General features: G+C 75.2%; 9 protein-coding genes and 1 tRNA gene. 4 read left to right on the top strand and 6 right to left on the bottom strand.

Translation table 11 applies throughout. The features are described from left to right. Positions 1–28: 28 nt before the first annotated feature. The 4 genes from ACIA8F_RS17750 to ACIA8F_RS17735 all read right to left on the bottom strand — a co-directional run bounded on the left by ACIA8F_RS17750 (position 29) and on the right by ACIA8F_RS17735 (position 5,492). Positions 29–1,249: a thioester domain-containing protein gene (locus ACIA8F_RS17750; protein ID WP_399379727.1), complete on the bottom strand. Its 1,221-nt coding sequence runs from the start codon at positions 1,247–1,249 to the stop codon at positions 29–31. Between the two features lie 239 nt (positions 1,250–1,488). Continuing rightward, entirely contained in the window at positions 1,489–1,896 is a 408-nt protein-coding gene (locus ACIA8F_RS17745; protein WP_399379726.1) for a single-stranded DNA-binding protein, read from the bottom strand. A 136-nt stretch (positions 1,897–2,032) separates the two neighbouring features. After that, positions 2,033–3,859 (bottom strand): GTPase, encoded by a 1,827-nt coding sequence (locus tag ACIA8F_RS17740; RefSeq protein WP_399379725.1) that lies wholly within the window; start codon positions 3,857–3,859, stop codon positions 2,033–2,035. A gap of 4 nt (positions 3,860–3,863) precedes the next feature. Continuing rightward, a complete protein-coding gene (locus ACIA8F_RS17735; RefSeq protein WP_399379724.1) occupies positions 3,864–5,492 on the bottom strand; it encodes a dynamin family protein in 1,629 nt (542 codons plus the stop codon). Between the two features lie 332 nt (positions 5,493–5,824). On the opposite strand from ACIA8F_RS17735, the gene ACIA8F_RS17730 reads away from it, so the two are divergent. Beyond that, positions 5,825–5,897, top strand: a tRNA-Arg gene (locus tag ACIA8F_RS17730). Positions 5,898–6,025: 128 nt separating this feature from the next. Here the strand turns inward: ACIA8F_RS17730 and ACIA8F_RS17725 are convergent. Continuing rightward, the gene (locus tag ACIA8F_RS17725; RefSeq protein ID WP_399379782.1) at positions 6,026–6,469 is read right to left on the bottom strand and encodes a phospholipase; all 444 of its coding nucleotides are present in this window, start codon (positions 6,467–6,469) and stop codon (positions 6,026–6,028) included. 288 nt (positions 6,470–6,757) lie between these two features. Here ACIA8F_RS17725 and ACIA8F_RS17720 point away from each other — a divergent pair, with 288 nt between their 5' ends. Next, the gene (locus ACIA8F_RS17720; RefSeq protein ID WP_399379722.1) at positions 6,758–7,297 is read left to right on the top strand and encodes a hypothetical protein; all 540 of its coding nucleotides are present in this window, start codon (positions 6,758–6,760) and stop codon (positions 7,295–7,297) included. A gap of 44 nt (positions 7,298–7,341) precedes the next feature. Here the strand turns inward: ACIA8F_RS17720 and ACIA8F_RS17715 are convergent, their stop codons facing one another. Next, on the bottom strand, positions 7,342–7,998 hold the full coding sequence (locus ACIA8F_RS17715) for a nucleoside deaminase (RefSeq protein ID WP_399379720.1): 657 nt from the start codon (positions 7,996–7,998) through the stop codon (positions 7,342–7,344). A gap of 21 nt (positions 7,999–8,019) precedes the next feature. Here ACIA8F_RS17715 and ACIA8F_RS17710 point away from each other — a divergent pair, with 21 nt between their 5' ends. Both ACIA8F_RS17710 and ACIA8F_RS17705 read left to right on the top strand, forming a co-directional pair. Beyond that, complete coding sequence (locus ACIA8F_RS17710; RefSeq protein ID WP_399379719.1) at positions 8,020–8,433, top strand: GNAT family N-acetyltransferase; 414 nt, start codon at positions 8,020–8,022, stop codon at positions 8,431–8,433. Positions 8,434–9,492: 1,059 nt separating this feature from the next. Beyond that, the gene (locus ACIA8F_RS17705; protein ID WP_399379717.1) at positions 9,493–11,349 is read left to right on the top strand and encodes a S8 family serine peptidase; all 1,857 of its coding nucleotides are present in this window, start codon (positions 9,493–9,495) and stop codon (positions 11,347–11,349) included. Positions 11,350–11,419 lie beyond the last annotated feature (70 nt).

The following is an 11,419-nucleotide window of genomic DNA, read 5'->3' as shown; positions in this document are numbered from 1 at the left end:
CCCGAACCCCCGGATCCGAATCAGCCCGCTACTCCGGGTGCGTCCCGCGTTCCGGGGCGGGACCGTCCTCCAGGGGGCGCTTGCGCAGGAGGAGGACGACCAGCCCGCCCAGCACGACCAGGCCCACGGCCAGGGAGGCGATCACCGGGGTGGCCGCCGAGCTGCCGCTGGCGGCCAGCCGCTCCTGCGAGGTGTCCTGGTCGACGGCCGGGGCGGACTGCGACAGGGCTCCGAGCGCCGTCATCGCCCCGCCGGCTGCCCCGCCGGCTGCCCCGCCCGCTGCTTCGCCGGCTGTCCCGCCGGCCGCCCCGCCCGCTGCCGCGGTCTCGGCCTGCCGGGCCTCGGGGAGCCGCGGCCAGGTCGCCGTCGCCGTGGCCACGGCGGCGGACTCGCTGGAGCCGGCCACGATCTGGACCTGCGCCGGGACCCCGCTGGTGAAGACCCGGCCGACGGGCACCCGGGTGGACCCGCGCAGGGTGATCTCGGCGCTGCCGTCCGCCGTTCCCTCCGGCACCTCGAAGAACAGCTTCGCCCCGTTGGCCGCGGAGACGACCGGCTGGCCCTGGGCGTCGACCACGCGTACCCCCATCGCCACGGCCGCCGCGTCCGGGGTCACGCTCACGCTCTGCGCCCCCGTCCGCACGGTGACCGGCCCGATCCGGGTGCCCAGCGGCCCCGACACCTCACCGGGATCCACCGCGAGGGACGCCGGCGGTTCGGGCAGCCGCCGCGCCTCGCGCTGGAGGTAGTCGGCCAGCTTCTCCGCCTGCGGGTCGACGGCCTCCACCCACACGCCCTCGGCCAGCCGCCAGATGGCCACCTGGGTCCCGGCCGCAGCGCTCTCCGCGGTGAGTCCGGCGGCTCCGGCCGCCTTGGCGAGCCCGGCCAGATCGTTCAACTGGGGGTAGGAGTGCTCCAGCACCCAGCGGATCCGGCCCACCTCGCCGTTCGCGGCGAGCGGCGTGCCGGCCCAGCCGGTCTCCGTGAAGTGGGCCTGGGGCTGTGCGTCTCCCGCGACGCCGACTCCGTACGTCTGGAGCATGCCGCCGCCGTCGACCCGCATCTCGTACAGCCCGGCCGGGATCTGCCGCACGGATCCGTCCGCCCCGTGCAGGACGGCTTGTCCGTACGTCTTCAGGCCGTCCAGGACGGCGCTCGCTCCCTCCGGCGTCCGGGGTGCGGCCGGGCCGGTGTCGGCGGCCGCCACCGCGCCAGGTGCCCCGGCCAGGGCGGCGGCGAGCAGGGCCACCGCGAGCTGCCGCCGTGCGGAGCCCCGTATGGCCGCGGCCGGCGTGGTGCGCGGGGCTGGTGCGCCGCAGGCCCGCGCGACAGGGGGTACCGGAGTGCCGCCAGGAGCGCCGAGAGGAGCAGGGCCCGTAGCGGCGGCAGGAGCGGAGGGAGCGGGAACGGCAATCGACACAGTCTTCCCCTTCGGGCCGAAGGCCCAGGTGCCCGTGAGTACCGGGGAATCCTAGCCTCCTCGAACACTCAGACCACCGCCGCCTTCTGAGGGGCCATCAGCGGCACGTCCGTCCTGACGACCCGCCGGAAGGCCGCGGTGCCGCGGTTCAGGTCGTGGCCGATGGCGGTCGCGTCGATGTTCGCCGAGAACCACCGGTTGCCCTCGGCGTCGGGCGGGTCCTCCCGCACCCGCAGCCTTCCGTGGACCACGAGCGGTTCGCCGACGGAGACGGATCCGGCGAGGTTGACGGCGAGCCCGCGCCGGGCCCACACCGTGTAGAAGCTGGTGGGCGCGTCCGCCCAGGTCTCCTTCTTGCGGTCGTAGTACCTCGGGGTGACCGCGAAGCGGAACCGGGCCGCCGGACCGCCCGCCGTCTCCTTGTAGTCGATCTGCGTGGCCACGTAGCCCACCAGCGTCACCTGGGTGTCGTTCATCCCGGCCGTCCTCCCGGGGTCCGGCGGCGCGCTCGACCGCGCACCGCCCCGACCCGCACTCCGTACCCGCCCGGACGATCCGCACGGGGTGGGACCATGCTGGCCCGGGCGGCCGGAACCTGCCGGAGGCTGTGGACTAGTGACGGCTTGTGGACAACTTCGCCACCGTCGCGTACTGCTCGCGGACCTCCCGGTAGCGCAGCAGCTCCGCCGCCACCGGCTCCAGCACCCGGGCCCGTCCGCAGCCGGCCGCCGCCTCGCGCAGCCGCCGCTCCGCGTCCTGCCCGTAGCGCCGGGCCGGGCCCCTGGCCCCGATGGAGCAGGCCCACTCGACGAGCGGTCCGCCGATGATGCCGGCCACCATCAGCAGGACCGGCGGCATCAGGCGCGGCTCCAGCACCCCGGCGATCTGTCCGACCAGCCACAGCCCGCCGTAGATCTGGAGCAGGGTCATGGCCGCCTGGGCCAGCACCGCCGCCGGCCACCACGAGGGCCGCGGCGGTCGGGCGCTGGGCATCGCGACCGCCGGTCCGAGGGTCACCGCGATCTCGTCCAGCGCCTGGGGCAGCCCTTCGGCGCCGCGCACGGCGGTCTCCCGTACGGCCTGCGCCCAGGGGTCGGGCAGGCCGAGTACCGCCTCGTCGGCGACGGTCCGTACGGCCTGTTCCACCCGCTGGCGGGCCGTCACCTCTTCCTCGACCGGCTGCTCGGGGGCCGCCGTGGAGCGTCCCATGGCCGCCAGGGCGGCGAGCCCGCCCAGCGAGCGCGGGGCGCGGCGGCTCTCGTACCACCGCCACAGGCGCAGCCACGGGGTGCCGCAGGCCTTTCCGGCATTGCGCCGCCAGGCCCGCTCGGCGGCGAGCCCGGCCGCGTACGCCCCGACCGCCTCCGCGAGCCGGTCCTCGAACTCGGCGCGCGCGGTCTCCCCGATCTCCGGGCCGGCGTGTCCGTCGGCCACGTAGAGCGGGCGCAGGCGGGCCGCGGCCTTGTCGACATCGGCGGAGATGCGGCGGGTCGCGGCGCCCTTCTCCTGGGTGAACTGTCCGAGCATCTCGCGCAGTTCCCCGACGCCTTCACCCGTGAGGGCGGAAAGCCCGATGACGGTGGCGCCCGGTTCGCCGTGTTCGCCGAGTGCGATGCCGTCGTCGTCGAGGAGCCGGCGCAGGTCGTCCAGTACGAGGTCGGCGGATTCTCCCGGCAGCCGGTCCACCTGGTTCAGCACGACGAAGGTCACCTCGGCGTGCCCGGCCAGCGGGCGCAGGTACCGCTCGTGCAGGACGGCGTCCGCGTACTTCTCCGGATCCACCACCCACACCACGGCGTCGACCAGCGCCAGCACCCGGTCCACGTGGTCGCGGTGGGCGCCGACGGCCGAGTCCAGGTCGGGCAGGTCGACGAGGACCATGCCGCGCAGCGCCTCGGCCTCGGAGGTCTCGCGGGGGCGGCGGCGCAGCCGTCCGGGGATCTCTAGGCGGTCCAGCAGACCGGCGGCGCCGTCGGACCAGCTGCACGCGATGGGTGCGGCGGTCGTGGGCCTGCGCAGTCCGGTCTCGGAGATCTGCACTCCGGCGAGTGAGTTGAAGAGCGTGGACTTGCCGCTTCCGGTGGCTCCGGCGATGGCGACGACGGTGTGCTGCGCCGACAGGCCGCGGCGCGCCGCCGCCTCGTCCAGTACGCGTCCGGCTTCGGCGAGGGACTTCCCGTCGAGGATCCTGGTCCGGGACAGCCCGATGAGCTGGCGCAGCGCGTCGAGGCGGACGCGCAGCGCCTGCGCCTCGGGGCTGAGCGGGGGCGCGGGGGCCTTGCCTCCGTCGCTTCCGGCGCCGGAAACCGCCCGTACGAGTGCTTCGTCGCCCTCCTCGTCCCCGCTCGCGGGCCAGTCGTCCTCGCCGGCCCGGGGGCGCGAGCGGGCGATCAGTCCGTCGTCCCAGCGGTCGTCGGTGCGGTCGGTCAGGGCGGTCACCGCGTCACCTCTCCTTCTGCAGTACGGACAGCGCGGCGATCAGCTCGGCCTGGGGTTCGGGACTCACTTCGAGCGCTTCGATCGGGGCGAGGCGGCGGTCGCGTTCGGCGCGCAGCACCTGGTCGAGGTGCTCGGCGACGAGTTCGCCGCCCCGGTCGCGCAGGCGTACGGCGGCCTGTACTCCGATCCGCTCGGCGAGCTTCTCCCCGGCCGGCCGGGCCCGCTTGCCGCCGAGCAGGGCCGCGACCAGCAGGGCGGCGACCCCGTCGGGGTCGGGCGCGGGCTGCTTGTCGAGCCGCGCGACCTCTTCCTCGGCGAGTTCCTCCAGCACGCGCCGCCAGCGGCGTACGGCCATGCCGATGCGTTCGGCCGCTTCCCGGTCGGGGGCGGGCAGGGACACCGCGCCCGCGGCGGGCTCGCGCCGCCAGGCCTCCGCGATGCGTTCGTCGGCGGCGGCGACGGCGCATTGGAGCAGCGCCGCCAGGGATTCCGCGAGGGAGTCGAGCAGCTCGTCGGCGCTGGTGTCGAGGGGGTAGCCGCGCCAGCGGGTCAGTGCGTCCCCGGCGAGTACGGCGCCCCGGTCGAGGCGGCCCCGGACCCGCTTGCCCTCCCGCTTGTAGGCGTCCTCGACGGCGAAGGTCAGCCGTACGGCGGCGGCGTGCTGGGCCGCGACGGCCGAGGCGAGCTCCGGCATCCGGCGCCCGAGGGAGTCGAGCGCACCGAGCGCGGTGCGCCCGACGGCGTACTGGCGGGCGGCCGGGTCCTGCGCGTGGTGCGCGAGCCAGGCGAACAGCGGGGCCACGGCGCTGGCGGGCAGCAGCCCGCCCCCGCCGGCCGATTCGGGCAGCTCGGGGACCGTGAACCGGGGCACCTCGCCGAGCCCGGCCCGGGTGAGCAGGGCCCCGTACTGCCGGGAGACCTCGGCGAGCACCTGGTGCGGGACCCGGTCGAGGACTGTGACGAGGGTGGCCTTGTACTGCTTGGCGGTGCGCAGCAGGTGCCAGGGGACGGCGTCGGCGTACCGCGAGGCGGTGGTGACCATGACCCAGACGTCCGCGGCGCAGATGAGCTGCGCGGCGAGCGTGCGGTTGTCGACCACGAGGGAGTCGATGTCGGGGGCGTCGAGGATGGCGAGGCCGCGGGGCAGGGTGGAGACGGTCTCGATCCGGACCTCGCGGGTGGCGGGCGGGTGCCCGTGGCCGTGCTTGGCGCCCGGCCGGTGGGGGGTCTTGCGGGGGGACAGGGGGGTGTCCTCGTCGTCCTGGGGCGCCCAGACCCGCATCAGGTCGGGCAGCACCCGCACCCCGGCGAACCAGTGGTGGTCATCCGGATGGCAGACGAGGACGGGGGTGCGCGTGGTGGGCCGGAGTACCCCGGCTTCACTCACTTGGCGCCCCACGAGGGAGTTGACGAGGGTGGACTTACCGGCCCCGGTGGACCCGCCGACGACGGCGAGCAGCGGCGCCTCCGGCGCCTTCAGCCGGGGTACGAGGTAGTCGTCGAGCTGCGCGAGCAGCTCCGCTCTGGTCTGGCGGGCGCGCGGGGCGCCGGGCAGGGGCAGCGGCAGACGCACGGACGCGACCCGGTCGCGCAGGGCGGACAGGGCATCGAGCAGCTGAGGCCGAACATCCAAGGTCACCACATGCGAAGAATGCCCAATTTAGGAGCATTTTTGAAGCTTATACGTCCTCTGCGCGCCGAGCGCTACTCCACCGGCACATCCCGGACACAGCGGACGAGTGGGGCGCAGGCATAACGAGTGCACAACACCCAGGGCGCCACGGCGCAAAAGCGGTGCGCGAATCGCACCTGCCTGCGATTATCGGGACCGCTTCACCGAACCTCCACATCGTGGCACGCGGGTGAAGCAACCGGGACAAGGCAACCGGAGCCCTATCCTTGACCCGGCACGGACCACAGCCCCACCCCCGTCCAGGGGCTCCAGGCCACCACGGCCACCTTCCGGCCCCCGTAGCTCAGTGGATAGAGCAGGTGCCTTCTAAGCACTTGGCCGCAGGTTCGAGTCCTGCCGGGGGCACTTTCCCGCCACACCCCGAAGCCCTCCCCCGTGGAGGGCTTTGGTGCAGGTTCCGCAGGTGAGCGGCACCTTAATCCGGCTTCCGTAGCGGTGGCGTAAGTCCGGATCCGCGGCACGCGGGCACAGGGCTACTCGAAGGCCTTGACGGCCTGGTAGTAGGTCCACGCGGTGCCCTCGCACGAGGCCCTGCGGGCGCCCGGGTAGCGGGCGCAGACCCGCTTCAGGTCGGCGTGGAACATCTCGTCCAGCCGGGGCTTGGCCGCCGGGAACTCCCCCGCCGCCTTGTAGTTGCGGTAGCCGAAGTCGTGCCGGGCGCAGGCAGTCCGGAAGGGGAATCCGAAGGGGTTGTCCGGGGACGTGGTGCAGTAGTCCGTGGACCAGTCGAAGGCGTACGGCTCCCACGCGGCCCGGTTCTCGCGCGCCGCGGCCCAGGCGCCCTGGCTGGCCGCGTCCGGCTGCGTCCAGCCGCTCAGCACCTGCGGCTTGTCCTGCGGAACCGCCGGGGCCCGCGGGGCCGCGAACGCGGGTGGTACGAGGGCCAGTACGGCGGCCAGGGCGCCGGAGACGAGCACCGCGAGGCGGGCTCCGGTCCGGGCGGGGGTGGGGGCGGGCGTGGGGGCTAGCGCGGAGGCATGGTGGTGGGGCACGGGTCGTCTAACGAGGGGTGCCGGTACGGGTGTCGGGGTGGTGCGTGCGGGCGCCCGGCAGCTGTCCTGGGTCCGTCCTGCGGCGGAGGGCGGGCCGCGGCCGGCGGTGCGGACCGGGACTCAGGTATGAGTCGATGTCACCCTTCCGGCAGAGATTCGGTTCAGCCTCGGGAGGGACGCGGACTACGGCCGGCGCCGCGAATACTCGTAGACATGAACCGCCGCCCTCTCGTCATCGCCGCCGCCACCGTGGGAGTCCTCGCCACCGCTGCCATCGCGCTGCCCAATCTCCCGCCCAACCCCCTGACCGACACGATCAACGACCGGGTGTTCAAGGAGAAGGGCATGCGCTTCGCGACCGCCGCCGACGCTCCGACGCGCGGGGAGCAGGGCCGCGGGGAAGCCACGTGGGCGCTGCCGCTCTGGGTGCCGAAGGACGCGACCGACGTGCGAATAATGGCGCGCACCGACGGCAAGGCGCGGCTGATCCGCTTCACGCTGGGCGCGACCCCCCTCGACGGCCCGCAGTGCTCGGCGGGCACGCCGAGCAAGCACGCGGGGACGGCGCTGGAGGCCAAGTGGTGGCCGGCGGGCACCCGCTCCGAGGAGCGCCCCGAGTGCCGCGGTGCGCACCAGTACCAGGTCACGGTGCGCGGCAAGGAGGTCTACGCCTGGACCGACGGCACCCCGTCCCCCGGCGCGGGAGCGCAGGACGGCGGCACGGTCAGGCAGGTGTCGGTCACGGCCCCCTGAGCGGGGGACGCCCGACGGGTTCCGCGACGGGTCGGGCGCCGGGTTCAGGGGCGGGTGCGCAGCTCGCGGGCCGTCGCGAGTTCCGCGAGGGCGGCCCAGTGGGGGCGCAGCCAGTCCTCCGGTGAAGCGGCCGTGGGCAGGCCCGGCGGCAGGCTGTCGTGGAAGGCGGCGGTCTCCGGTTCCGCGGTCCTGTGGTGGGTCAGGATCAGCGGCTCCCCGGAGCCGTCCGAGGCCACCACCACACTCCGCAGGAACATGGCATTGGCCACCAGCAGCCAGTGCGGCCGGCCCGGTTCGGCTTCGGATCCGGTGCCGTTGCCGCTCGACAGCGCCCACGGGTCCGGGGCGAGGTACCGGACCCGCCCCACGCCGGTGAACTCGGCCGCCGCCGCGCACATCGAGCACGGCTCCTGGGTGCTCCACAGCGTCGCCGTGGCCAGGTCCCAGCCCGTGCGGGCGGCACCCAGCGCGTTCATCTCGGCGTGGGCGAGGGGCGTGCCGCGCAGCGGCCCGGAGCCGGGGCCGTCCTCGTACGCCTCGTTGCGCCCTTCGGCGACCGGCTTCCCGTCGGCGTCCGTCAGGACCGATCCGACCGCCAGGCCTCCGGCGGCAAGGGCCTCGTAGGCGAGGGCGAGCGCCCTGCGCAGGGGTTCGGGCGCAGCACGCCACTCCGCGTCGAAATCGAGCTGCTCGCCGGCCATCCGGACATTATCGTCACCGCCATGGACATCCGCCCCGCCCGTACCGTCACCGAACTTCAGGCCGCGGAATCCCTCTTCGACGGGCCCGCCCGTGCGGACTGGTCGGAGCGGTTCCTCGCCGCTCCCGGACATCTGATGCTGATCGCCTACGCGGACGGGGTCCCCGTCGGCATGGTCTCCGGCATCGAGATGATCCACCCCGACAAGGGCACCGAAATGTGCCTCTACGAGCTCTCCGTGGCCGAGCCCCACCGCCGGCGCGGCCTCGGCCGGGCCCTGACCGAGGCGCTCGCCGCCGAGGCGGAGTCGCGCGGCTGCTACGGGATGTGGGTGGGCGTAGACACCGACAACGAAGCCGCACTGGCCACGTACGCCGCGGCCGGCGCCCGCGACGAGGGCGTCTTCCGCATGCTCGGCTGGCCCCTCACCCACTAGCCCACCCCCGCCGGCCCCTCCCCGACCCGGGGCACGGCCCCGAGCAACGGCAACCCGCCGAGGCACGGTCCGGGGCGGTGCGGGGCCGCCTGACCGGGGTGACCCCGGGCAGGGTTGGCCTGCGGCTGGGGTTGGGCCCGGGGCCGGGGTTGGGCCCGGGGCCGGGGCTGGGCCCGGGGCCGGGGCTGGCACAGGGCCGGGGCTGGCACAGGGCAGCAGTTGGCACAGGGCAGCAGTTGGCCTGGAGGCAGACCTGGGCCCGGAACCGGGGGTTCGCCTGCAGCCGGGGTTCACCCGGACCCGCGACGTGCCCGGGACCACAGTTGCCCGGGGGGCAGGACTTGGCCCAGGTCGGGGTTGGGACCGGGACCGGAATTGGCCTGCGGCCCCGGGCCACCCAGGCCCCCGGCTGGCCCGGAACCGGGATTGACCGGCGGCCACGGCTCGCCCAATCCCTCGGCTGGCCCGTGCTGGGATTCACCCAGAACCGCAGCTGGCCCGAGAACCGGGATTGGCCCGCGGCCATGGTTCACCCAGAACCGCGGCCGGCCCATGCCGGGGGTGGCCCGTGCCGGGGGTGGCCCGGGACCTCAGGCGGTCCGGGACCTCAGGCGGTCCGGGAGCTGGCCTCGCCCAGGGCCGGGGTTGGACCGGGGGGGGCGGTTCACCCGGGGGGGGCGACCGCCCAGAGAGCGGGCGGGACCGGAGTCGTCGGGCCGGACCACGGTGGGAGCTGGGCGCAGTTGGTTCGGGACCGCGGTTGGTCCGTGGCCGGGGGTTGGTTCGGGACCGCGGTTGGTCCGTGGCCGGGGGTTGGTCCGGGACTTCGGTTAGCCGCAACCAGGGGTTGGTCCGGGACTTCGGCTGGCCGCAACCAGGGGTTGGTCCGGGACTTCGCCTGGCCGCAGCCAGGGGTTGGTCCGGGACTTCGCCTGGCCGCAGCCAGGTGGGCTCGAAGGGGGGTGTCTGCGGTACCCGACGACCCCGGGGCGGCGTGTCGTGGGGCCAGTCGGCGCACCCTCCGCGCGGGCGGACCTTGGCTCGCCGAGCATCGGCGGCATGACCGCATTCACCGCGCTCCTCCCGGCCGCCGCCCTGCTGGCGGCGGCCACCGCCCTGCCGCCGCACGCCGCACATGCCGCAGCCGCCGCCTCCGACGCGCCCACCGCCCCCTACGTCGTCGTCCTCAAGGACAGCACCACCCGCGCCTCCGCGGCCGCCGCCACCCGGGCCCTCGCGGCCGAGGCCGAGGCCTCCGGCGACACCGTCGGAGCGGTCTACGACACCGTCCTCAGCGGTTTCGCCGTCCGCACCACCGCCGCCCGCGCCGCCGCGCTCGCCGCCGATCCCCGGGTCGCCTCCGTGGAGCCCGACGCGGTCTTCCGGATCGACGACGGCGCTCCTGCCTGGAGCACACCGGTCGGAAGTGCACTGGTTCGCAACGCCTCCGCCGGGACCGCTCCGGCCGGCGGGATCGCTCCGGTCGGCAACACGCCTGCGGGAAGCACCCCGAGGAGCGACACCCCTGCCGGGAGCACTCCGGCAGGCAGCACCCCGACGGGGGCCGGTCCCACCGGAGGCACGCCCGTCGGAAGCACTCCGACCGGCAGCACGCCCGCCGGAACCACTCCGCCCGGCGACGCCCCCGACGACGGCACTCCGGCCGACGAGACACCGGCCGGCGTCGCTCCGGCCGGAAGCACCCCGGCCGGAAGTACCCCACCGGGGAAGGCCCCCGTCGGAACCACCCCGCCCACCGACGCCCCGGCCGACGAGAGTCCCGCCGGGACCGCCCCGCCCGGCAAGGCCCCCACCGGAACCACCCCGCCCGGAACCGCCCCGGCCGACGACAGTCCCACCGGGACCACCCCGTCCGGCACGCCCCCCACCGGAAGCACCCCGCCCGTGACCGCCCCCACCGGAACGCCTCCCACCGGAACGCCTCCCACCGGCGCCACCCTGCCCGGGACCATCCCGCCCGGGACCACACCGCCCGGCAAGACCCCGCCCGGCAAAACCCCCGCCGGGAAGACCCCCGGCGCCGCCCCCCTCGTCCAGGCTTCCGCGCCCTGGGCTCTGGACCGGCTCGATCAGGGGGAGTTGCCGCTCGACGGGTCGTACACGTACCCGGTCAAGGCCGAGGGGGTCACGGCGTACATCGTGGACACCGGGATCAACACGCTGCACCAGGAGTTCGGCGGCCGGGCCCGCTGGGGTGCCAACGCGGTGTTCATGGAGGGTGCCACCGACTGCAACGGCCACGGCACGCACGTCGCGGGGACCGTCGGCGGGGCCACCTACGGGGTGGCGAAGGGGGTTTCGCTCGTCGCCGTGAAGGTGGCGGACTGCCGCGGGGACGCCACCCTGTCGGCCATCACGCGGGGGCTCGACTGGATGGTGAAGGACGCCCTCAAGTCGCCGGCCACCCCGGCGGTGGCCAACATGAGCCTGGGCGGCGGCTACAGCTTCGCGCTCAACCGGGCGGTGACGCGGGCGATCGCGTCCGGGATCACCGTCGCCGTGGCGGCGGGCAACTCCGGTGAGAACGCCTGCACCGGCTCCCCCGCCGGGGTCCCGCAGGCACTTACGGTGGGTGCGACGGACGCCCTGGACCAGCGGCCCGCCTTCTCCAATTACGGTGCCTGCGTGGATCTTTCCGCCCCCGGCGTGGCCGTCACCTCCGCCTGGAAGGGCTCCGCCACGGCCACCGCCCGCGCCTCAGGCACCTCGATGGCGGCCCCGCACGTGGCGGGCGCCGCCGCGCTGGTGCTCGCCCGGGGCCTGGCGGCCGGCGGCCCGCGCCAGACGCCCGCCCAGGTGGCCGACGTACTCGTACGGGATTCCGTGCGGGACCGGATCACCGCCCTGCCGGCCGGGACGCCGAACCGGTTGCTGCACGTCCCGACCGACAAGTAGCCCGTACGGGGCCCTCCGCCGGCGGCGCATCCCCGCCCCGGCGGACCCCGCCCCGGCGGACCCCGGCCGG

The organism is Streptomyces sp. NPDC051563 (assembly GCF_044454225.1).
Lineage (GTDB): Bacteria > Actinomycetota > Actinomycetes > Streptomycetales > Streptomycetaceae > Streptomyces.
The sequence above is the reverse complement of the archived record's forward strand: the minus strand, read 5'-3'. Positions and strand labels throughout refer to the sequence as shown.

Coding starts and splice junctions, on each gene's coding strand:
- ACIA8F_RS17715 (WP_399379720.1), bottom strand. CDS start 7,998: ATGGCCGGCGAGCAGCTCGATTTCGACGCGGAGTGGCGTGCTGCGCCC.
- ACIA8F_RS17705 (WP_399379717.1), top strand. CDS start 9,493: ATGACCGCATTCACCGCGCTCCTCCCGGCCGCCGCCCTGCTGGCGGCG.
- ACIA8F_RS17745 (WP_399379726.1), bottom strand. CDS start 1,896: ATGAACGACACCCAGGTGACGCTGGTGGGCTACGTGGCCACGCAGATC.
- ACIA8F_RS17720 (WP_399379722.1), top strand. CDS start 6,758: ATGAACCGCCGCCCTCTCGTCATCGCCGCCGCCACCGTGGGAGTCCTC.
- ACIA8F_RS17710 (WP_399379719.1), top strand. CDS start 8,020: ATGGACATCCGCCCCGCCCGTACCGTCACCGAACTTCAGGCCGCGGAA.